Below are 21877 nucleotides of genomic sequence, written 5' to 3'. Positions count from 1 at the left end.
AACCGGTGAAAGATCCCAACGGTATCGGGCTTCACCGCACTCACGGTATGAACAGGAGGTGACGTCTTGGCCAACAGACCCGCCATGCAGATGCTTCGAGATCTTGCCCAGCGCAGCAGCGACAAGGCCGTCGAGACTCTTGGCCACCTGCAGCGCCAGCAGCAGGAGGCCCAGGATCAGCTGGCTCAGCTTCAGCGCTATCGCGACGAGTATCAGCGCAAGCTGCACGACAGCCTGACGCAAGGCGTCTCTTCCAGCCAGTGGCGCGACTATCAGCAGTTCATCGGCTCGCTGGATAACGCGATCGAGCAGCAGCAGCGCCGGCTCGGCGAGCAGCAATCGCGTGTCGAGAACGGCAAACAGCACTGGCAGGGCGAGCATCGCAAGCTCAACGCCTACGAAACGCTGCATAGCCGACGGCAGAGCGAAGCGGCCCACCAGCTGTCACGCCATGAGCAGCGCCACAGCGACGAGATGGCAGCGCAGTTGCGTCGTCGTCAACAAGATGGCGCGCACCGGTAGCCGGCTGTTCGCAAGACGGGTCCCGGTTCTCGTGTCCGGTGCCACTCTGCATCAAAAAACTTAACGATAATCACTCTGGCGCCATCGTTCATGGAACTCTCCTCTCTTACCGCTGCGACGTCCTCCTCTTCGGCGCGAAACACCGACGCCCGGAGCAGTGCATCCTCGAACTCGGCCAACGCGCCGTTCGCCGATGTCATGCAGCGCACGGCGAATGCCGGAAAGCCGCAACGTTCCGGCGCCAGCAGCGAGAATCCAGCGCCGCGTTCCTCGACAACATCCACATCGGGCGCGAGTTCGCAGCCGGACACGAGCCAGGCGTCCAATGACCTGACGTCCTCAGGCCAGACGCCCTCTGAAGAGAAGACGACAACGCCCTCTTCGGCGGACGTGGCGGCTTCGCGAACGACGCGGGAATCACGGCAGGCGCAGGGCGGCTCTCAGGGATCCGACCCGGCCTCCACGGATGCGCAGCAGATTCTGCAGTCGCTCGAGACGGGCGACATGGCCGGGCTTCACGCCGCGCTCGAAAAGCTGGCAGGCGGCAAAGAGAGTGGTAACACAGCATCCGATACCGCGGCGGCCGACGATGATTCGGCAGCGCCCGACACCCAGGGGCTTGCCGCGCTCTTCGCCGCCCTGCCCCTGAACATGACATCGGCGGGATCGATGCCGAACGGCGTCGGCAATACCGCTGGCGGATCGACCGCAACCCAGGCCGCGCTCCAGCGGACCGGGTTGGGGGCGCCCACAGGCCATGCCGGCGAGCTCGCGAGCATCGCCCAGAAGGTACTGGCTGCGGCGAGCCAGCAGCCGGGCGCATCGACTCGCGTCAACGCCGGTTCCCAGGCCGCAACCGGGGACGCCTCGTCGGATCTCGACGGCAAGCCGGGATCACTGGGCAACCTCGTGCCGGGCAATCTCGTTCCGGGTAATCTCTCGCCGAGCACTGGCACGTCATCGGGTCAGCCCATGCCGCAGGGCGATTTGACCGCGGGTGACAGGCTCGATGCGACGTTGGCGAGCAATCGCGACTTCGGCAATCTGAATTCGGGCGCGTCACCCGGCGATCGTCCCGATCCCGGTTCGCTGGCCAGCCTGACCGCCTCGCTCTCGAATGCCACCGGCGCTTCCACTCCGGCGGCATCGGCAGCGCCGGCCGCCATCACCACTGCCGTTCAGTCGCCCCAGTGGCCGGCCTCTTTCGGCCAGCAGGTGCTGCAGATGCATCAGCGCGGTGATCAACAGATGTCGCTGAGACTTCATCCCCAGGATCTGGGGCCGCTGAGTGTCACGTTGACGGTTCAGGATCAACAGGCCCAGCTCCAGATCCTCTCGGCCCATGCGCCGGTCCGAGCGGCGGTCGAGGCGGCGATCCCCCAGCTTCGCCAGGCGTTGGCCGATAGCGGCATCGCCCTGGGTGAAGCGATGGTAGGTGATCAGGGGTTATTTCAGCAAAACCAGTTTCAGGATCAGTCTTCCGGCGATGATCGGCGGCGAGGCGCTTCGGTTCCCGGCGGCGCGCTGCTGACCGCCGCGCCCATCGATACCGGCGACGAGTCCGTTCTCCGTCAGGTCGACCTCAGGTCGAATGGCAATATCAGCCTTTATGCCTAGCCGGCGCTGCCGATAATACGGGTGGCGATTGGCGAACGTTCGCCGCGACATCACGCCATCACTACGCTATGCGACGGCATTGGCAACCCATGCCCACCGTTAGATTTCGGGGCATGAAAGGGGAAGTTGGCAAGTCGCAAGGCGTCTTTTCCAGCGATCGTCACGAGCCCTCGCCCCGCATAATCCGCAGCAACTTCCCGAGATAATCCGCAATGGCAGAAGCAATGTCCGCACCCCGTAAAAGCCGAACCCTGATGTTGGTGGGACTATTGATCGTTCTGCTGGCGGTAGCCAGCTCGGTCGCCGTCTATTTCTATCTCGATGCCCGCGGTGGCAGCGATACCACCGACGTCGTCGAGGACGAGCCGGTCGAACCGCCGGTGCCGATCTTCGTCACCATCCAGCCGTTCACGGTCAATCTGCAGAGCGATTACGGTGATCGTCTGCTCTACGTGGGTCTCTCACTGCGCGTCGACGACCAACGAACCCGTGATTTCCTCGAGCAGCACATGCCGGAAGTCCGCAGCCGGCTGCTGATGCTGCTTTCCGGCAAGAGTGCGGAAGAGCTGATCAAGCCCGAAGGCAAGACCCGGATAAAGCAGCAGATTCTCGGTCTGTTCGACGAGCCGATCACCACGCCGCAGCCCCAGTTATCCATCGATGACGTGCTGTTTTCCGATTTCATCGTGCAGTAAGCGGACGCCAGGCCAATCATGTCCCAAGACGATTTACTGTCGCAGGAAGAGATCGACGCCCTTCTCAACGGGGTCAGCGGCGGCGACGACGACAAGCCGGCCGACGATTCCCAGAGCGGCCGTCAAACCCGACCGTTCGACCCGGCCAACCAGCACCGGGTCATTCGCGAGCGACTGCAGGCGCTGGACATCATTAACGAGCGTTTCGCGCGTCTCTTTCGGATGGCGCTGTTCAACCTGATACGACGCAGCGCCGACATCACCGTGTCCGGCGTGCGCTATCAGAGCTACAGCGAATTCGCGCGCAATCTGCCGGTGCCCACCAATCTCAACCTGATCAGCCTGAAGCCGCTGAAGGGCACCGCTCTGCTGGTGTTTCCGCCGGGCCTGGTATTCATGGTGGTGGATAACCTGTTCGGCGGCGACGGTCGATTCCTGACCAAATCCGATGGCCGGGAATTCACCGCCACCGAGCAGCGCATCATTCAGCGCCTGATGTCCTTGGCGCTGGAGGGCTACGAGGACGCCTGGAAATCGATCTATCCGCTGGAGATCGACTACATGCGCTCGGAGATGCAGGTCCGTTTTGCCAATATCACCAATTCGCCCAACGAGATCGTCGTCAACAGCACGTTCCATCTCGAGGTCGGCAACCTGGCCAGCGACTTCAATATCTGTATTCCGTTTTCCATGATCGAGCCGATCCGGGACATTCTATCCAGTCCGATCGGCGCCCTGGACAGCGACGACACCCAGTGGGAGTCGCGGATGGCCGGCGAGATCAAGCAAACCCAGGTCGAACTGATCGCCGATTTCGCCGAGATACCTTCCACCATCGGTGACGTGCTGGCACTGGAAGTCGGCGACATTCTGCCCATCGATCTCCCCAAGACTCTCGGCGTGCGCGTCGACGGCGTTCCGGTCATGGCCTGTGAATATGGTACCCGGCATGGCCAGCGCGCCCTGCGGGTGCAGCATCTTATCGACCATGGTACGTACTCCGCCATGAAGGACTTTGACAATGAGTGACGATCAAAAACCGGGATCCCAGCAGGGAGCTTCCGATAACGCAAGCCAGGAAGATGCCGAAGATCTCTGGGCGGCAGCCATGGCGGAACAGGGCGTCGAGCCTGAAGCCACCGAGCCCAACGCCGCTGAGCCCAACGCCGTCGAGTCCAAAGCCGCCGAGTCCAACGCTCACAAGGCCGCGCCCAAGGAACCCGTCCAGCCTACCGCCACCGCGAACTCAGGCGAGTCCCGAGCCGCCGATATCGGCGTGTTCCAGTCCTTCGATCAAGGCAGCGACAACGCGCGCCAGACGCGGGATCTGGGCGTCGTCATGGATATCCCGGTCAAGCTGTCGGTGGAACTGGGACGAACGCGCATCACCATCAAGCAGCTGCTGGAGCTGGCCCAGGGTTCGGTGGTGGAACTGGATGGGTTGGCCGGTGAGCCGATGGACATCCTGATCAACGGCTATCTCATCGCCCAGGGCGAAGTGGTCGTGGTGGAGGACAAGTACGGCATCCGCATCACCGAGATCATCACGCCGTCCGAACGCGTCCAAAAACTGAATCGATGAAAGACGACACCTTCCAGCAGGCAGCCCACGCGGGCGGTGAAGGGATCGGTCTGCTGATGATCGGCAAGACGGCCATCTCGTTGCTCGTGGTCATCGCGATCATCCTGGGTTGCGCCTGGCTGCTGAAGCGCCTGGGGCCCAATCGTCGCGCAGGAACGCAACATCTGCGGGTCGTGGCGAGCACGCCCGTGGGCCAACGCGAGCGCGTGGTGATCGTCGAGGTCGCCGATCGCTGGCTGGTGCTGGGTATCGGCGGCGGCCAGGTGACCAGGCTGGATAGCATGGATCCGCCTACCCCGCCCGCCGTAGACCCCGCGGCGTCACCGCTGCCCGGCTCATTCGCCAGCCGTTTCGGGCAGGCGCTCAAGCACAACGCACGAGACTCCCTGAAGCGCCGGAGCTCGCGGGACGGTGGCGGGGTCGACTCCTGATGGCCATCTTCGGCGCAGCGGTCGCCGCCCCGCCCGCCGGCATCATGGCTACGCGCATCGCCGCGGCGAGACGGGGCTATCGTCAATGCCGTGGCCTGGTCGTGACGCTGGTGGCACTAACAGTGTTGACGGCCAGTCACGGGACTCTCGCACAGGCGCTCCCGGGCATCATCAGTGAACCGATGCCGGACGGTGGGCAACGCTGGTCGTTGAGCCTGCAGACGTTGCTATTTCTGTCGTCGCTCGCCTTTCTGCCGGCGATGCTGCTGATGATGACCTGCTTCACCCGGATCATCATCGTGCTGGGCCTGTTGCGCACCGCCATGGCCACGCCGTCCGCGCCGCCCACCCAGGTGCTGCTGGGGCTCGCCCTGTTCCTGACCTTCTTCATCATGTCGCCGGTGCTGGACCGGGTGTATGACGAGGCTTGGCAACCGTTCTCGGCCGAACAGATCTCGCTGGAGGAAGCCCTCGACCGGGGTAGCCAACCCTTTCGCGAGTTCATGTTCGCGCAGACGCGCCAGGCCGATCTGGCGATGTTCGCCCGGATTGCCGATGTCGGTGAGATGCAGGGCCCGGAAGACGTGCCGATGCGCATCCTGGTTCCCGCTTACGTGACCAGCGAACTGAAGACGGCGTTCCAGATCGGCTTCACGATCTTCATTCCGTTTCTGATCATCGATCTGGTCGTCGCCAGTGTGCTGATGGCACTGGGGATGATGATGGTGCCACCGGCGACGATTTCCCTGCCCTTCAAGCTGATGCTGTTCGTCCTCGTCGACGGCTGGCAGCTTCTGATCGGCTCGCTGACCCAGAGCTTCTATCTTTCTTGAACGGCTGGCGGCGTCGTGGGTTGGCCGCCATCGCACGGAGGTGAACAGTGTCCCCGGAAATGGTAATGAGCATGGCCTATCAGGGCATGAAAGTGACCCTGATGATGGCCGCCCCGCTGCTGCTGACCGCGCTCCTGATCGGCCTGCTGGTCAGCCTGTTTCAGGCCGCGACCCAGATCAACGAAATGACGCTGTCGTTCATTCCCAAGATCCTGGGCGTCTTCGCCATGTTGATCGTGTCGGGAGCGTGGATGATTCAGCTGCTGGTCAATTTCACTCGGGAGCTGCTGCAGAATATTCCCATGATGGTGAGCTGAGGCGGCAACGCCCGCGATGATCGACATCACTTCCGCCCAGTGGCTGAGCTGGCTTCAGCTGTTCTTCTGGCCCACGGTGCGCATTCTTGCCTTCTTCATGGCCTCGCCGCTATGGAGCCTTCCCAGCGTGCCGACCCCGGTCAAGGCGCTGTTTGGTGCCAGCATTGCCATCGCCATTGCTCCGACGCTGCCGCCGATGCCGGGGATTCCGCTGTTTTCGCTGGAAAGTTTCGGTCTGATGCTGCAACAGATCCTGATCGGCGTTGCCATGGGGCTGGTACTGCGGGTGATGATCGCCGTGGTACAGACGGCCGGTGAATTCATCAGCATGCAGATGGGGCTGGGGTTCGCCACGTTCTATCAGCCGGATGCCGGCACCAACACGATGGTGCTGTCACGCCTGCTGGAGGTGGTGACGCTGCTGATGTTCCTGGCCATGAACGGGCATCTGGTCACCATCGAAATCCTGGCCTGGACGTTCGAGATGTTGCCGATCGGGTCGACCTCGATCGATGCCAGCTTCGCCGAGACGCTGGCCCGCTGGGGCGGCACGATCTTCTCTTCCGGCCTGCTGATGGCTATCCCCATCATCACCGCTCTGCTGCTGATCAATCTTTCGCTGGGGATTCTCAACCGCGCCTCGCCTCAGCTGTCGATCTTCTCGGTGGGCTTTCCCATGACCTTGACCGCTGGCCTGGTGCTTATCACTGCCTTGATTCCGGATCTGGGTGGTTTCTGGAGCGACCTGTTCAATACGCAGCTCCGTTTCATGCAGGGCATGATCGAGCAGATGGCCGGCTCGTCCTGACTCGGTGGCTGGGTGATTCGAGGGTAAAGCCCGGCATCGACATTCGGTTTCGCGTCAGCCCGCGCTTTTCGATCCCTGACGTGCTTCGACCCTGACGTTTTTCGACCCATTCGCGTTGCATGACACTCGAACGAAAAAGAGAGGCGCATCCGGATGGATACGCCCCTCTCTCGTGTCGTGCCCACCGATCGACCCCGGCCTGGCCCGCCTAACATGGACACCGAATCTCACATCAGATCGAACAGCGAGGTCCCCTGTAGATCGACGAAGGCTTTCTGCGACGCCTGCAACCCTACCTGACGTAGCACGTAGTCGGAAATGGCGGTGGTGTAATCCAGATCGATCAGATCGCTCTGGGTCTGGGTGTAGCTGATTTTACGGTCGCTACCCACGGTGTCGAGGGTGTCCAGCTCGTTGAGCCGCGCCCCGACGGATGCACGCACGGTCAGCACGTTGTCCAGCGCGTTGTCCATCTCCCGACTGGAGGTCGACAGCGTATTGGCGAAAGCCGCTTTGTCGGCGTCGGAATCGAGCGGATTCTCCAGCGCCGAGAGCATGTTCTCGAAGGTAGTGAAGACGTCCGGATCCATGCTCTGCGCCGTACCCACCGCGAGCGAGTCGCCGTCCTCGGGCGCGCCTTCCAGCGTCAAACGGACACCACCGAATTCCAGCGTGGCGCTGGAGCCGTCATAGGTGCCCGTTGTGCCATCTTCAGGGCCACCACTGATCGTATACTCGAACGTCCCGTCACCGTTGTCACCGAACGAGATGGCGTAGCTGTCGCCATAGCCGTCGGCGGTGGTGTCGGTGACCTGTGGGCCGGTGAAGGTGAGGCTGCCAGCATTACCCGCGTCGGCCTTGGCTACGTAACCGGACCCGGCAGCGACGGTCTGGAAGACATCGGTCCCGGTATTGCCCACTTCCATCAGCCGCGAGGAGTCGACCTTCTGCTGACGCACCTGGTCGGAACCTTCGTACTGCACCGCGCCGGAAGCATCCTTGACGAACGGTGCGGCCCCGTCCTGATAGCCGCCGAAGAGATGGCTGCCGTTACCGTCGGTCGAGTTCGCCTGGCCCAGCAGTGCCTCGTAGACGCCGCGCAATTCCGTGGACATCGACTGCCGGTCGGCGTCACTCAGCGTGCCGTTGCCGGCTTGAACCATCAGCTCCTTGGCCCGGGTCAGGGAGTCGGAAACGCTATTGAGAACGCTCTCTTCCTGGCTCAAAGAGTTGCGCACGGTCACGCGGCTATCGCTCTGCTGGCTATTGCTGGCCAGCGACTGCGACACCCCGACGGCACGCGAGGCGGCCTGCGGGTCATCGGACGGACGCACGACGCGCTTACCGGACGCGATCTGTTCGCCGACTTCCATGAAGGCGCTCTGCTGGCGGTTCATCGAGCTGACACTGCGCTCGAACATCATTACGGTGCTGACACGCACGGCACTCTCCTCGATGATGCCTCGATGGCGCCACGATAAAAGGCGCGATCAAAAGCTGTTCAATAACGACGCTTCACAATCACGACGTTCAGCGGCTTTTTAAGCGCGCAGATTCAAGATCGTATCCAGGATGGTCGAACCCGCTTCGATGATCTTGGCGTTGGCCGAGTAGTACTGCTGATACTGCATCAGGTTGGCGTACTCCTCGTCCAGATTCACGCCGGAGTCGGCCTGCTGATAGGCGAAGAGCTGATCGCTCAATCCCTCTTGCGTGGTGAGGTTGGCCTGGGTGATCGCGGCACGGTTGCCGACATCGCTGACCATCGCGGCATAGCCGCCGCTGAGCGTGGCGCTGCCACCCACCAGCTTCTGATTCTGCAGGTCCAGCAGCGCCAGCGCGTTGCGGTTGTCGCCACTGCCACCGCTGTCGCCATCGGCGGCGGCGATCTTGCTGGTATCACTCAACGCCACATCGAATCCGGCGGCCGCGTTGCGGGTGGGCTGCAGCGTGAAAACATCCCCCTCGGCCGGGTTGCCGCCGAGTGCCAGCGTTACCCCGCCAACGGATAACGTGCCATCCTCTGGAGAGACAGTACTGATATCGCCGCTACTCAGATTTTCGACCGAGTAGGAGCCATTGGCCTGATAGGTCAACCGGTAGTCATCCGATGTCAGTTGGCTGATATCGCCATATTCGGCGGACATCGAACCACTGCCGTTATTGGTCGAACGGCTGACGATGGTGGGACTACCGATATCGAAGAACGCCTCGCCCTCATCACCGTTGAGATCGACGCCGGCTTCATGCTGCGCGTTGAAACTTGATGCCAGGGTCACCGCCAACTGGCCGAGCTGGTTCTGGGCGTTATCCAGCGTTTCGCGGCGAAAGCTCATCAGCCCGCCCAGCTCGCCACCCTTGATGACCGACTCCTTGAGCGGCGACTGCGAGCCGGCGCCATCCTCGTAGGCGATCGTGATGCTGGAGGGGTCATCGCTGTTCTTGACCGCGACGAGATCGAACGACTTGTTACCGGCGACCAGCGGTATCCCGTTGGACAGCGACACCTGATAGGTCGAGCCATCCTGGACCTGGACGTTGACATCGACCAGCTCGCCGAGGTCGCTGACCAGCTTGTCGCGCTGGTCCAGCAGCGCGTTGGGCTCTTCGCCGCTTCGCGCCCGCGCCAGCGTGACCTGCTTGTTGAGACCGGCGATCTGATCGCTCAGGTTGTTGACCTGGGTGACCACGTCGCCGATCTGGCCATTGATGCCCTCGCGCATATCGCCAAGATAGCTGTCATAGGCGCGAAACTGAGCCACCATGCTGCGCGAGCTGCCCAACACGCCCTCTCGCGCCGCCGCATCCGCAGGCGCGCCGGTCAGATCCTCGACGCTGGAAAAGAAGCCCTGCATCAGCGTGGTCAGACCGGAATCGCTATCTGCCAACAGGTCGTCGACCTGGTTGACCTGGCTTTGATAGGTTTCCAGCGCCGATTGCTGGCTGTTGACCTGATTGAGCTGCGAGCTGATATAGCCATTGTACTGACGTTGAATGCCGTCGACGCTGACGCCGGAACCGCCGGCCGCATCGCCAGTGCCATTCTGTCCCAGCAGCGTCAACTGGCGGCTGTAGCCGTCGGTATAGACGTTGCTGATGTTATTGCTGGTGGTCGACAGCGCGTTCTGCGCCGCGCTCAAACCACTAAGGCCAATCGAATACAGGCTCATATCGCTTTCCCGTGAAACGCCGAGTCAATCCGGGCGATGTCCATGCAAGGTCATGATTTTTATCGGCGGCGCCCGTCACTTCTTGAACCTTCCAAGGCGTGATTTCGCAACGAATTGTTACCGCCGATCAGAAGATGGCAGTGGGCAGTGCGTCGGGGCCGAAAGGGTTATTGACGCGGCTGGACGCGGCCAACAGATCACTACCGGCCGAGGATTCGAGCGTACCCAGCTGCGCCATGATCCCTCGAAGTTTGTCGGCGTAACGCGGATCGGTGGCATAGCCGCCCTGCTGCAATGCCTGCGCTGCCACGTCGGGCGACGCCGCCGCGACCACGCCCTGATAACGCGGATTGTCACCAATCAGCTTGGCGTAATCGGCGAACGCCTCGGCATAGGAGTCATAGACCCGGAAGCGATCGGCCATCTTGATCGGCCGCCCGGCGACATACTCGGTGGTGGTGATCTCGGTGGTGGCGCCCTGCCAGGACTGGCCGGCCTTGATGCCGAAAAGGTTATGACTGTTGCCGCCATTGGCGGTGGGGATCTCGCGCTGGCCCCAGCCGGTTTCGAGTGCGGCCTGAGCGAGGATCAGCTCGGCGGGCACACCCGATGACTGCTCGGCCTGCTGGGCGGGCCCGGCCAGACTGTCCAGGAAAGCGCGAACGTGAGCCGGGCGATCGTCGGATTCGCTCGTCGCCGACGCTGAAGGTGTGGAGTTCGCGGCGGTCGCCGCCGAGCCGAGCGCGTCGGACTCGAAGCCGGCCGAGGCGCGTTCCGAAGCGTTCGGCACGAATCCGGGCGTACGCAGACCGCCATGCAGCAGGCGCGGCGTCCCTCTCGGGATACCGGCAATCAGCGCCGAGCTGTCGTCGGCCGTGCTGGCTCCCGGAAGCGCCGCGGTGCCCGGCAGCCCGCTGCCTTCGAGCTGCTGAACCAGCTGATCGGCGAGCCCCAGGCCCTTGCCCGCGAGCTGCTGCGCCCATTGCTGATCCTGCATCGAGCGCATCATGTCCATCTGATGGCTCTCCAGCAGTCCGGATTTGGGACTGGCGTCGCGCATGCTCTTGAGCATCATCTGCAGGAAGATCGCCTCGAACTGACGCGAAGCCTCCTTGAGACTGCCCTGCGGCGAGTTGGCAGCGCTGTACTTGAGTTTCTGTACGCTATGGACATCAAGCGCGAACTGCCCCGAGAGATCGTTGCTCATCGCCATCAGATGATATCCAGTTCGGCATTGAGCGAGCCGGCCGACTTCAACGCCTGCAGAATCGACATCAGATCCTGCGGCGATGCCCCCAGCGCGTTCAAGGCATTGACCACCTCCATCAGGTCGGCGCTGGTCTGAACTATCTGCAATGCGCCGCCCTCCTGCTGCACGGTGATATCGGCATTGGGCACGACCACGGTATTTCCGCCGGACAGTGCGTTGGGCTGGCTGACCTGCGGATTGGAATCGATAACGATCGACAGGTTGCCGTGAGCCACGGCGGCACGATTGAGCGTCACGGTATCGGACAGCACCACCGAGCCAGTACGCGCATTGAGGATGACCTTGGCCGGGCCGCGTTCGGTGGTGACGTTCACCCCCTGTACTCGCGCCAGGAAGTTGACCCGATCATTGTCATTGCCCGGCAACTTTAGCTGGACCGTGCGACCGTCGAGCGCGGCGGCCACCGGCGCACCGAACTCCTGATTGATTGCCGCCACCATCCGCCGGGCGTTCTCGAAATCGGAATCCTTGAGGAACAGATCCAGCGTACCGTTGGCGTCGCCCAGGCGCATCGGAACTTCCTGCTCGACCAGCCCCCCGCCCGGAATGCGGCCCGCCGCCAGATGATTAACGGAAACGCTGCTGCCTGCGGCCTCGGCGCCGGCACCACCGACATAGACATTGCCCTGGGCCAGCGCATAGACACGTCCGTCGGCCCCCTTCAGCGGGGTCATCAAAAGCGTCCCGCCACGAATGCTATCGGCATTGCCGACCGATGAGACGGTGACATCGATCTCCTGACCCTGACGCGAGAACGGTGGCAGCTTGGCGGTGACCATGACCGCCGCCACGTTGCGCAGCTGCATGTTGGTGCCCGCGGGGATCGTGACGCCCAGCTGCGAAAGCAGGTTGGTAACACTCTGACCGGTAAACGGTGCCTGGGTAGTCTGGTCACCGGTACCGTCCAGGCCAACGACCAGGCCGTAGCCGACCAGCGGGTTGTCACGCACACCGGAAAAGTTGGCGAGATCCTGAATACGCTGCGCCTGGGCACTCACGCTGAACAGCAGGACCGCCAACAGCAGCACGATTGTCGCCAGCGGTGATCGGCGTGACGGGCAGCGCGGGTCCGGCGACGGGAACGAACGAGACATAGGCATCAGAAAGGCGAAATGTTGAGGAAAAAGCGCTGCAGCCAACCCATGGTCTGCGCTTCGTTGATATAGCCATCACCGATATATTCGATGCGGGCATCGGCCACCTGGGTCGACTGCACGGTGTTGGCCCCGCTGATCGCTCGAGGATTGACCACGCCGGAGAACCGGATGTACTCGGTGCCCTGATTGATCGCGATCTGCTTCTCGCCACGCACCTTGAGATTGCCGTTGGCCAGCAGATCGTAGACGGTCACGGTAATGGTGCCGGTGAAGGTGTTGTTGGCGTTGGCGCCGCCCGAACCGTTGAAGACATTCTCGCCTTCGAGGTCGGTACCGTACTTTTCGAGAAAATCGAGCGCATCAGGCACCGTCGTCGGTGTAAAAGAGGTGGAGCCATTGCGGGTCGCATTGGCCGCCGAATTCTTGCTGGCACTGACCTGTTCATCGAGCACGATGGTGATGATGTCGCCGACCTGGCGCGGGCGGCGGTCCTCGAATAGTGGCTGAAAGCCGAATCTGGCCTGATAGATCGAACCGTTGGCCTGCACCGGCGGCGTCGAAGGTATCTCCACCGGCGCCGAATCCTCGACCACGGAGTGGCGGGGAATCTGGGCGCAGCCGGAGACGATCAGCGCCAGAGAGAGGCCGATCAACATCATCATCCTGCGCCACATCGGGCCTAGTTCCAGGTTCGGCGACACGCGTCTTCCTCGGTTATAGCTGGGTCAGACGCTGCAGCATCTGATCGGAAGTTTCGACGGCCTTGCTGTTGATCTCGTAGGCACGCTGCGTCTCGATCATGCTGACCATCTCCTCCACCACGTTGACGTTGGAGGTTTCGACATAGCCCTGATAAAGCTTGCCGGCACCATCCAGCCCCGGGTTGAGATCGGTACGCGGCCCCGACGCATCGGTCTCCAGATACAGGTTCTGGCCAATGCTCTGAAGACCGGTCGGATTGATGAAGGTGGAGAGCATCATCTGCCCGACTTCGTTGCTCTGCGACGTGCCGGGTTGAGTAACGGAGACGGCGCCGTCCTGGCTCACGCTGATCGACAGCGCATTCTGCGGAATCACGATCGGCGGATCGACCGGATAGCCGCCGGCGGTCACCAGCTGGCCGTTTTCGTTGACCTGGAAACTGCCATCGCGGGTATAGCCGGTGGTGCCGTCCGGCATCTGCACGGCGAAGAAGCCCTTGCCGTTGATCGCCAGGTCGCGGGAGTTCTCGGTGTTCTGCAGTCCGCCTTGCGTATGTAACCGTTCGGTCGCGACCGGGCGCACACCGGTACCCACCTGCATACCCGAAGGCAGCGTATCGACCACCGAAGACTGGGCACCAGGCTGACGCACGTTCTGGTACAGCAGATCTTCGAACACCGCGCGAGAGCGCTTGAAGCCGTTGGTCGAGACGTTGGCCAGGTTGTTGGAAATCACGTCCAGCTTGACCTGCTGCGACTCCAGCCCCGTCTTGGCCGTCCATAAAGACTTGATCATGAGAGAAACCCTATTATCGGTGAGCTAGCGCGGCGGCTGGCATCAGCTGGTCAGAGAAAGCAGACTGTTGGCGCGTTGCTCGTTCTCGTCCGCGCTTTCGATCACCTTCATGTGCATGTCGTAACGACGGGCGCTGTCGATCATCGAGATCATCGCATCGGTCGCGGTCACGTTACTGCCTTCGAGCGCACCGGGAACCAGGCGCCGTGTATCGTCGGCGGGTATCGGCGCCGCGATGTCCTGACCTTGCGCCGGCGTCATGCGAAACAGCCCGTCTTCGCCGCGCACCAGGTTGTCGTTGCCCGGCGCCACCATCTTGAGGCGCGCCAACGGGGCCACGGCATCGGGATTCTGACCCGGCTCCAGCACGCTGATCGAGCCATCGGCCGCAATCGTCACGTCGCCACCAAGCGGTACTACGATCGCCTGACCGTTGTCCGAGAGCACAGGGTTGCCGAGCGAGGTCAGCAAACCGGTCGAGTCGACCTGCAGATCACCGCGCCGGGTATAGGCTTCGCCGCCATCCGGGGACTGTACGGCCAGCCAGGTATCGCCCCCTTGCAGGGCAACGTCGAGGCTGCGTCCGGTCGTGTTGATGTTGCCCGGCGTGAAGTCCGCGCCCGGCGTGGTCATCATCGAGGCAACACGTGTCGGCAGGCGCGCTTCGCCCTCTACCGGCACCGCGCGAAGCGCCATCAGCTCGCCGCGAAATCCCGGCGTGCTGACGTTGGCCAGGTTGTTGTTGACCACCGATTGCTGCGCCATGGTCTGACTCGCGCCACCGCCGGCGGTATAGAGAATTCTATCCATGTTAAAACCCTGTGGGAGCGAGATTGTCGCCGATCACATCGTGATCGGCGGCATATCGTCATCAGCGCAGCTGCAGAACCTGGTCCAGGACGTCAGACTGGGTGCGAATCGAATTGGTATTGGCCTGATAGTTACGCTGGGCGATGATCAGGTTGACCAGTTCCTGTGTCAGATTGACGTTGGAGGCTTCCAGCGTCTCGGACTCGATCGATCCCAAGGTACCGGTACCGGCAATACCCAACAGTTCATTGCCCGAGTCGGAGGTTGCTGACCATAGGTTGCCTCCTTCAGAACTCAAGCCTTCCGGATTACGAAATGTCGCCAAGCTTATCTGCCCAAGATCGACAGTCTTCTCGTTGGCATAGCTGCCAACGATGGAGCCATCATCGGCGAAGCTGATACCGACCAGCGCGCCAGAGGCGTAACCATCCTGAGACAGGCTCTTGACCGTGGAGTCGTTGGCGTACTGCGTTGTTCCGGCCATGTTGAAAGTGGCATTGATGTCCTCAACACCGGCGCCAAGCTCATTGGCGGTGAAGGACAGTTCTGGCCAGGCAACCGGAATGGCGGTGGCGTCAGCACCATTGATGGTGTCGAGTTTACCGGATGCGTCGAACTCCAGCGCCAACTCTTGATCCGCGGGGGCTAAAACACCGTCCAGCGAGGGACGCCCAGTCCAGGTATTGTCCTCGGTCTTCTGGAAGTAAATAGTGGCGTTATGCTGTGCGCCCTGGGAATCAAAGACGGTGAAGCTGTTGGAGTAGTTGTAGGGAAGCGACGTTCGCTGCGTGGTATCTTCCGCAGTTTTCGCATCTAGACTGTTATAGAGAACGGCCGTTGAAGGATCTTCCGCATCCGTCGTGGCATCGAGGTTGAGCTGAATATTGATACCGCTCCCGGTGACGCCAGTAGCTTTAGCCGGCATATCGGATGCTGGCACATTCAGCACCTGTGGCTGCCCCCCGGCGATGACACCGGAAGTGACATCACCGGCATCCGCAAGACCATACCCCATCAAACGAGCACCCTGCGCGTTTTCCAAATAGCCGTCAGCGGACAGGGTCAGTTGACCATTGCGTGAATAACCAACTTCTCCTTCCTGCTGAAAACGCAGGAAACCATCGCCGCTGATGGCCACGTCCAGATCCCGCCCGGTGGATTCCAGACTGCCGCTATTGAAGTCCTGCAGCACACCGGAAACCCGAGTCCCCAGACCCACGGCGCTGTTGGCGAAGACATCGGAGAACTGCACCGACCCGCTCTTGAAGCCTTTGGTCTGAGAGTTGGAAATGTTGTTGCCGATGACATCCAGCTGCTGAGACGCGGCGTTGACGCCGCTCAATGCCTGTGAAAAGCCCATGACTGATCCTCTGCGTTTATCGGTTGCGTAAGCTAGAACGGTTTTTTGTCGCTACTGATCTCACTCAGAGAATCTGACGCACTTCCGAGAGCGCCACGGGATCCTGAGCGTATCCCAAGTCGAGTTGAGCGCCATTCGCGCCCTGAATCACGCCGTTGACGAGAGCGTAATTCAGGGTCGTCGGTGCGTATGTCTCGTCTCCCACGGTTCCGGTGAGGGAAGCCGTGTAAGTACTATTGGTAGTGGCGCTTGTGCCATCGGCCAATTTTCCATCCCAGGTGAAGCTATGCACGCCGGCTTCCAGCGGCCCGGTCGAGAAGCTGTCGATGATTTCGCCACTGGCACCGCGGATATCGACCTGAAGATCTTCGACAGCGCTGTCCAGCTCCACGCCGATCGGCGTTGTAACGACATCGCTGCTGGATTCCTCGGATGCTCCGACCAGAATCTCGTTGCCCGGCACCATCACGCCCTGCCCGATCAACGCCGTGGCCTGCAAGGCTTGTCCCGCATCGATCTGGTCGGTGATGGCGGACAGGCTGTCGTTGAGCTTCTCGATACCGCTGACGGTATTGATCTGCGCCAGCTGCGCGGTCATGTCCGAGTTTTCCATCGGGCTGGTCGGATCCTGATTCTTCAACTGCGTGACGAGTAGCGTCATGAAGCGATCATTGAGTTGGCTGCCGGAATCGACTCCCGTGGTACTGCTTTTGGCGGCCGCGCCATTGATATTGGCAAGCGTGCTGCTACCGATCACCGGACTGGACATGACGTCTCCTTGATGTGATCCGACTGGATACGACCCGACCTGACATGAGCCGCATCGATCAGCCTTCGCCGATCGTGAGTGTTTTGGTCATCAACGTCTTGGCGGTATTCATGACCTCGACGTTGGCCTGGTAAGAGCGAGAGGCGGCGATCATGTCGACCATCTCGTTAACCGGATCGACGTTGGGCATCTGCACATAGCCCTCGTCATTGGCCAAGGGATGCCCGGGGCGATACTCCATGCGCATCGGCGTGGTGTCGTCCTCGACGACCCCGTTGACCCGCACCCCGCCCGCGCTGCCATCCTGTTGGCTCATCGCCTGAAACATCACTTGCCGGGCGTGGTACGGCTGTCCGTCAGGCCCAGCGACGCTGTCGGCATTGGCCAGGTTGCTGGCGGTTACGTTCATGCGCTGTGAATTGGCCGACAGCGCCGAACCGGAAATCTCGAATACACTGAACATCGACATCGTGTTACTCCGACTGCATGGCTTTCTTCAGCCCTTGGATTTTACGGCTGACGAAAGTGACGTCCGCTTGGTAGCGCATCGAATTATCGGCGAAGGCCGAGCGCTCGCGATCCATGTCGACCGTGTTGCCGTCGAGGCTCGGCTGATCCGGCATGCGATAGCCCAGATTTTCCACGCCCGATCTACCGCTGGCCTGAGCCGGAATATGACGAGCCGACGTCCGCGTCAGCGACAGTCCGCCGGACGACTCGCTACGGCCCTGTTCCATGACCCGATTCAACTCGGCACGGAAGTCGAAATCGCGTGCCTTGAAGTTGGGCGTGTCGGCGTTGGCGATATTGTTCGCCAGCACCTGTTGACGCTCTGCACGCAGATTGATGGCTTCCTGCTGAAAGCGCAGCGCGTTATCCAACTTGTCGAACATGCCGTATGCACCTCGAATGGCGTTCGCTGGAAAATTGACAGGATGGAGAATAGCGGCGGGAGGCTCGCATCAAACGTGTAAACAGACCGTTAATTGCGCGCCATTTTCATCAATGCTCTTGTAGGTTCAGGCTTAAAATCGCTATCCAACGTGGAGGATTGCGTCGATGGGCGCCATGTATCCGAGAACGGCTACGGGACACATGTGCCAGCGATATGAATCGACGCGATGTACCGCGCTCCTCACTAGTCACCTAGAGCATACCCACCGAGAGCCGTGATATGCGTGTCGCCCCCCCAGAAGCAGCCCAGCGCCCCCGATCGAAATACCGCCCTGCTCTCCGGCGACTGCTGTGGGTCGGCGCTACGACGCTGATGGCATCGCTGTTTGCACTCTCTCTGCTACCGATACCCTCGATCGCCCAAGCCGATGCCGAATTGCCGACCGGCGACACGGTATCCGCCAGCGTAAAGCGTTTTCTCGAACAGCGAACCGCCTCGCTCGGCGACCAGGTGACGATCGAGATCCGGGACAGCGCTGCCGATCTGGGCGATTGTCCGGCGCCGCAGCCATTTCTACCGCGACCCGGCATTCCCCAGGGTCGGGTCACGGTCGGTGTACATTGCGGGAGTGAGGGCGAGCGAACGCGCTACCTGCAGGCAACGGTCTCGGCCATGGTTCGCCATCTGGTGGTACAGCAATCGATCGCTCCCGGACAGCGAATCGATGCGGCAGAGCTTGGCTGGCAGGAGTCGGACATCTCGCGGCTGCGACGCGGCTATCTCGACGACATCGGTCAGGCCGCAGGCATGATCGCGACCCGGCGCATTCCCGACGGCGCGGTATTGACCGATAATATGCTCAGAGAGCCATGGATGGTAAAACGGGGAGACACGGTAGTACTCACCGCTGTCGGCCAGGGCTTTCATGTCAGCCGTAGCGTCGAGGCACTGGATAATGGCGGGCTGGGGAGTACCATTCGGCTCAAGACGGAATCCAACCAGATTCTGCAGGGCCGAGTGACGGGCCAGGATCAACTGCGAGTCGATTTCTGAACCGTTCAGATAAATTTCTTCACAAAACTCTGCCCGAATCTCTTTCAGCTCCCCCGGGTTCTGCCGATAACGTAGGCAAGCACAGGATCGTGCATCCAGCCATGAGGTAATGACCGTGAAAATCGATCAAACACATCCCCTGACTCGTCCGGCTCAAAACGAAGCCACGGAGCAGCGCAAAGGTGCAGAGACGGTCGAGAGTGCTCACACGGCCGCCGGCTCCAGAACGACGCTGAGTCAGATCGCGACTGCCGATGACAGCAGTGACATCGATACCGCTCGCGTCAACGAGATTCGCCAGGCGATCTCCGAAGGCCGCCTCGAGCTCGACACCGGCAAGATTGCCGACGGTCTGGTTAAAAGCGTCCGCGATATGCTGGGTGAGCGCTGAACCTCCGATCTTAAAACCCGTTTCAGGAACCGCCGCATGACGCCAGCCGAACTGATTGTCGAGCAAAAGACCCTGCTGGAGGCGTTCGCTGAAACGCTCGATGAGGAAGCCGGCTGTCTCGGCGAGGGCAATGTCGATGGGGAGCGTCTGAGCGCCCTGGCCGCACTCAAGCAGCAGCAGCTCCACGAGCTCGACAGCATCGAGAAACAACGCCGCGAATATCAGCAGACAATGGGGTTCAGTCTAGGAAGCCAGGGCGCAGAGCAGTTTGCCCAGGCGCTGGATCACCACGTTACGTGGCAGCATACTCGTCAGCTAGCGGAGCAGGTTCGCCGGAGCAATCGGCTGAATGGCCATATCATCTCCGCGCGCCTGGAGCACAACCAGAAGGCTATCGATTTTCTCAATCGTGCCATTGGGGGCAGCGTCTACGGTCGCAACGGTGAATCCCGCCATCACGGATTTGGCGGCATCAGCTCCAAGGCCTGACGTTTCCAGCATGCCGTTTCAAACCTCGAAAAGCGCTTGAACGCAGAACCCTCCGCCGAGACACAACGGCGGAGGGTTCTTTCATCTAAGCGCGTAAAAAGTTAGAAAGCGCTCAGTCTTCCGTTCTGACGACCCAGGACTCGACGGTATCGCTGCCGTGTTCGTCTTTCCAGGCTTTCAGCGTCTTGTGGTTACCACCGCGCGTCTCGACCACATCCCCAGTCTTGGGATTCTTGTAGATCTTCAGCTTGCGCTTGCGACGCCCGCCGGTGGAACCGGTCTGACCAGCCGCCACCGGTGCACTATCGGCTTTCGGGTTGAGCAGTTCGATGACATCACGTGTCGTCTTGCCGTACTCGGCCATCAGCGCTTCGAGCTTTTCCTTGAACTCGATTTCGGCTTTCAGGCGCTGATCGCCTTCCATGCGTTTCAGCTCTTCTTCCAACTGCTTCAGGAGCTGTTCTTTTTTGACGTAATCGCTAAGTAGAGACATGCGTTCGTTGTTCCGTTGCGGATTGGTTTAAGCGTGATCATTATTGCGGATATCCGCCAACTTGCAAGCGCGCCCGGATGATTTTTTTAAAGTCGAGCAATAACAAATCTCTATTGAGGTCCAGGTGAGTGACGACTCGCTCTGATTACCCTTCTCGAGATAGTTGTCTCGGACCTGTTTTCAGGTTCAATAACTTTACCCATTGCTCGTTGTGGGTGGTTCTATGTGGATCGTTCTTTATCGATCGACAATCGAGTCTTTTCTGACTTAACGATACCGAAATAGGAAGATAGCCGTAGGAAAATAATGACCGAAATAATGTCGACGGGGAATAGACAATGAAACAGGCGCCGGTGAACCTTACCAGACACCTGAAGAGCCGCGATCGAAAGACCGCCGGGGCGCACGACACAGGGCCGGAATCCATGGCGCTCTCCATCGGCGCTACCGGATGAAATTTCCAATAAGCAAATAGCGTCGCATGAAAAGTTCACCCATCAAGGCTATTGGGTCATTTCCGTGCGCCGGCCTTCAGCGCTACAGTTTCTGCTTCATACCGTCGATATCGACTAGTAGCCGGCCAAATATCGACAGTCTTGCATTTGGCCTTCCATGCAACGGTCGAGCATCGGAGCCAGGCATGAAATTCGACCTCAAGACCGGGCAACGGCAACACCGTAGACAAGGCGGGACACAATAACCACGGCTACGCAAAAAAGCGATGCATCGATACCTGCGACCTCGATGGAAGACAATACCTACAATGAAAATTCATTTCTTGAAACAGACGACAGGCGCAGTCGGCGGGATCTGGCTATGTACCTCGGCGCTGATAGTGGGAGTCGCTTGGCAGGCTGCCGCGGGGCGTCCATTCGCGATCATCGTGCTGGGGGCAGTGGCTGTCGGTCTGCTGGGACTGGGGACCAGCCTGTGGTTACTCGACCGCTGCCTGCTGATGCCGATACGGCGCCTGACGGATCATGTCAGCCTAGAACACGATTTCAGCGATACGCCGCAAGAGATGCCCGCCGAACTTTCGCAGCGCCTCGATGCCGTCGGGTTGTTGGCGAGGCAATTGCAGACGCTGATCGAAGAGTCTCGTCGTCACAATGCCGCCCTGCTGGAACAGACATTGAATGATCCGTTGACCGGACTAGGCAATCGCCGTCTGCTCGAGCGCCGTCTCGACATGCTGATTCCGCTGAGCCGGCGGCTGAGTTGCACGGTCTCCGCAATGATGATCGATGTCGATCACTTCAAACCGTTCAATGACAACTATGGCCATCCCGCCGGAGATGCCTGCCTGGTCGATCTTGCCGGCGTGCTGAAGGACTCCTTTCGCCGGGAAACCGACGTGGTCATACGTCTGGGTGGCGAAGAGTTTCTGGTGCTGCTGATCAATATCGACGAAGAGGAAGCCTGGTCGCTGGCCGATGCCATGCGCGGCATGATTCAGGCACTGGGACTGCCCCACGAATATTCACCGGTGGCTGACGTCGTCACCGTCAGCGTCGGAGTCGTGACCAGCCCGAATGGTCTGCTGGTCGATATCGACGATATGATCACGCATGCCGACCAGGCGCTCTACGACTGCAAGGCGCATGGTAGAAATCGGGTCGCGGCAAGGTTGATCGGCGCGCCCCGATCCCACTCTCCACCTTCCACCCCTGCCGAATCCGAACTGGCCGATCCCCCGCTCTGCGACACTCCACTGCCGAACCTTTGAGATCGCGCCGCAGAGATTGTGGGGTCTCGACGCAAACTGGACGGCTCGTGCC

25 protein-coding genes are annotated in these 21877 nt (G+C 60.8%); 13 read left to right on the top strand and 12 right to left on the bottom strand.

The features are described 5' to 3' along the window. Window positions 1-66: 66 nt before the first annotated feature. The 9 genes from fliJ (at window position 67) to fliR (ending at window position 6805) form a co-directional block, all read left to right on the top strand. Window positions 67-522 carry a flagellar export protein FliJ gene (gene fliJ / locus ACUN9V_RS05490; RefSeq protein ID WP_139313622.1) on the top strand — a complete coding sequence of 152 codons (456 nt, stop codon included), beginning with the start codon at window positions 67-69 and terminating at the stop codon, window positions 520-522. A gap of 90 nt (window positions 523-612) precedes the next feature. Then, a complete protein-coding gene (locus tag ACUN9V_RS05485) occupies window positions 613-2139 on the top strand; it encodes a flagellar hook-length control protein FliK (RefSeq protein ID WP_445510643.1) in 1527 nt (508 codons plus the stop codon). Window positions 2140-2363: 224 nt separating this feature from the next. Beyond that, window positions 2364-2834 (top strand): flagellar basal body-associated protein FliL, encoded by a 471-nt coding sequence (fliL, locus tag ACUN9V_RS05480; RefSeq protein WP_245392142.1) that lies wholly within the window; start codon window positions 2364-2366, stop codon window positions 2832-2834. An 18-nt stretch (window positions 2835-2852) separates the two neighbouring features. Continuing rightward, the gene (gene fliM, locus ACUN9V_RS05475) at window positions 2853-3863 is read left to right on the top strand and encodes a flagellar motor switch protein FliM (RefSeq protein ID WP_445510642.1); all 1011 of its coding nucleotides are present in this window, start codon (window positions 2853-2855) and stop codon (window positions 3861-3863) included. Next, entirely contained in the window at window positions 3856-4416 is a 561-nt protein-coding gene (gene fliN / locus ACUN9V_RS05470; protein WP_445510641.1) for a flagellar motor switch protein FliN, read from the top strand. Before fliM ends, fliN begins: the two co-directional genes overlap by 8 nt. Further along, window positions 4413-4847, top strand: coding sequence for a flagellar biosynthetic protein FliO (fliO, locus tag ACUN9V_RS05465; RefSeq protein ID WP_445510640.1), 435 nt, complete (start codon window positions 4413-4415; stop codon window positions 4845-4847). The genes fliN and fliO overlap by 4 nt, the downstream gene beginning before the upstream one ends. 44 nt (window positions 4848-4891) lie before the next feature. Beyond that, complete coding sequence (gene fliP, locus ACUN9V_RS05460) at window positions 4892-5680, top strand: flagellar type III secretion system pore protein FliP (RefSeq protein ID WP_445510714.1); 789 nt, start codon at window positions 4892-4894, stop codon at window positions 5678-5680. A gap of 47 nt (window positions 5681-5727) precedes the next feature. Continuing rightward, the gene (gene fliQ / locus ACUN9V_RS05455) at window positions 5728-5997 is read left to right on the top strand and encodes a flagellar biosynthesis protein FliQ (RefSeq protein WP_075562360.1); all 270 of its coding nucleotides are present in this window, start codon (window positions 5728-5730) and stop codon (window positions 5995-5997) included. A gap of 16 nt (window positions 5998-6013) precedes the next feature. After that, window positions 6014-6805 carry a flagellar biosynthetic protein FliR gene (gene fliR, locus ACUN9V_RS05450; protein ID WP_445510639.1) on the top strand — a complete coding sequence of 264 codons (792 nt, stop codon included), beginning with the start codon at window positions 6014-6016 and terminating at the stop codon, window positions 6803-6805. Window positions 6806-7032: 227 nt separating this feature from the next. Here the strand turns inward: fliR and flgL are convergent, their stop codons facing one another. The 11 genes from flgL to flgB form a co-directional block, all read right to left on the bottom strand. Continuing rightward, window positions 7033-8247: a flagellar hook-associated protein FlgL gene (gene flgL / locus ACUN9V_RS05445; protein ID WP_445510638.1), complete on the bottom strand. Its 1215-nt coding sequence runs from the start codon at window positions 8245-8247 to the stop codon at window positions 7033-7035. A 99-nt stretch (window positions 8248-8346) separates the two neighbouring features. After that, entirely contained in the window at window positions 8347-9975 is a 1629-nt protein-coding gene (gene flgK / locus ACUN9V_RS05440) for a flagellar hook-associated protein FlgK (protein WP_445510637.1), read from the bottom strand. Between the two features lie 127 nt (window positions 9976-10102). Then, a complete protein-coding gene (flgJ, locus tag ACUN9V_RS05435) occupies window positions 10103-11188 on the bottom strand; it encodes a flagellar assembly peptidoglycan hydrolase FlgJ (protein ID WP_445510636.1) in 1086 nt (361 codons plus the stop codon). Further along, on the bottom strand, window positions 11188-12339 hold the full coding sequence (locus ACUN9V_RS05430; protein WP_439283149.1) for a flagellar basal body P-ring protein FlgI: 1152 nt from the start codon (window positions 12337-12339) through the stop codon (window positions 11188-11190). Before ACUN9V_RS05430 ends, flgJ begins: the two co-directional genes overlap by 1 nt. A gap of 5 nt (window positions 12340-12344) precedes the next feature. Continuing rightward, entirely contained in the window at window positions 12345-13016 is a 672-nt protein-coding gene (locus ACUN9V_RS05425; RefSeq protein WP_445510713.1) for a flagellar basal body L-ring protein FlgH, read from the bottom strand. 40 nt (window positions 13017-13056) lie between these two features. Continuing rightward, window positions 13057-13839, bottom strand: a complete 783-nt coding sequence (gene flgG / locus ACUN9V_RS05420; protein WP_075562367.1) for a flagellar basal-body rod protein FlgG — start codon at window positions 13837-13839, stop codon at window positions 13057-13059. A 42-nt stretch (window positions 13840-13881) separates the two neighbouring features. Beyond that, complete coding sequence (locus tag ACUN9V_RS05415) at window positions 13882-14649, bottom strand: flagellar basal body rod protein FlgF (protein ID WP_445510635.1); 768 nt, start codon at window positions 14647-14649, stop codon at window positions 13882-13884. A 61-nt stretch (window positions 14650-14710) separates the two neighbouring features. Then, a complete protein-coding gene (gene flgE, locus ACUN9V_RS05410; protein WP_445510634.1) occupies window positions 14711-16009 on the bottom strand; it encodes a flagellar hook protein FlgE in 1299 nt (432 codons plus the stop codon). A 64-nt stretch (window positions 16010-16073) separates the two neighbouring features. Continuing rightward, on the bottom strand, window positions 16074-16778 hold the full coding sequence (locus tag ACUN9V_RS05405; RefSeq protein ID WP_445510633.1) for a flagellar hook assembly protein FlgD: 705 nt from the start codon (window positions 16776-16778) through the stop codon (window positions 16074-16076). 58 nt (window positions 16779-16836) lie between these two features. Then, a complete protein-coding gene (gene flgC, locus ACUN9V_RS05400; RefSeq protein ID WP_110691854.1) occupies window positions 16837-17247 on the bottom strand; it encodes a flagellar basal body rod protein FlgC in 411 nt (136 codons plus the stop codon). A gap of 4 nt (window positions 17248-17251) precedes the next feature. Beyond that, entirely contained in the window at window positions 17252-17671 is a 420-nt protein-coding gene (gene flgB, locus ACUN9V_RS05395; RefSeq protein ID WP_075562372.1) for a flagellar basal body rod protein FlgB, read from the bottom strand. 281 nt (window positions 17672-17952) lie between these two features. Between flgB and flgA the strand changes: the two genes are divergently transcribed. The 3 genes from flgA (at window position 17953) to ACUN9V_RS05380 (ending at window position 19606) form a co-directional block, all read left to right on the top strand. Continuing rightward, window positions 17953-18726 (top strand): flagellar basal body P-ring formation chaperone FlgA, encoded by a 774-nt coding sequence (gene flgA, locus ACUN9V_RS05390; protein WP_083627800.1) that lies wholly within the window; start codon window positions 17953-17955, stop codon window positions 18724-18726. A 115-nt stretch (window positions 18727-18841) separates the two neighbouring features. Next, a complete protein-coding gene (flgM, locus tag ACUN9V_RS05385; RefSeq protein WP_445510632.1) occupies window positions 18842-19117 on the top strand; it encodes a flagellar biosynthesis anti-sigma factor FlgM in 276 nt (91 codons plus the stop codon). A 36-nt stretch (window positions 19118-19153) separates the two neighbouring features. Then, window positions 19154-19606, top strand: a complete 453-nt coding sequence (locus tag ACUN9V_RS05380; protein ID WP_445510631.1) for a flagella synthesis protein FlgN — start codon at window positions 19154-19156, stop codon at window positions 19604-19606. A gap of 112 nt (window positions 19607-19718) precedes the next feature. On the opposite strand, the gene ACUN9V_RS05375 is transcribed toward ACUN9V_RS05380, so the two are convergent. Further along, entirely contained in the window at window positions 19719-20099 is a 381-nt protein-coding gene (locus ACUN9V_RS05375; protein ID WP_445510630.1) for a histone-like nucleoid-structuring protein, MvaT/MvaU family, read from the bottom strand. A 778-nt stretch (window positions 20100-20877) separates the two neighbouring features. Between ACUN9V_RS05375 and ACUN9V_RS05370 the strand changes: the two genes are divergently transcribed. Further along, window positions 20878-21825 carry a GGDEF domain-containing protein gene (locus ACUN9V_RS05370; RefSeq protein ID WP_445510629.1) on the top strand — a complete coding sequence of 316 codons (948 nt, stop codon included), beginning with the start codon at window positions 20878-20880 and terminating at the stop codon, window positions 21823-21825. The last annotated feature ends 52 nt before the right edge of the window (window positions 21826-21877 follow it).

The organism is Salinicola sp. V024 (genome assembly GCF_052645315.1).
This window is presented reverse-complemented; position numbering and strand designations above follow the sequence as displayed.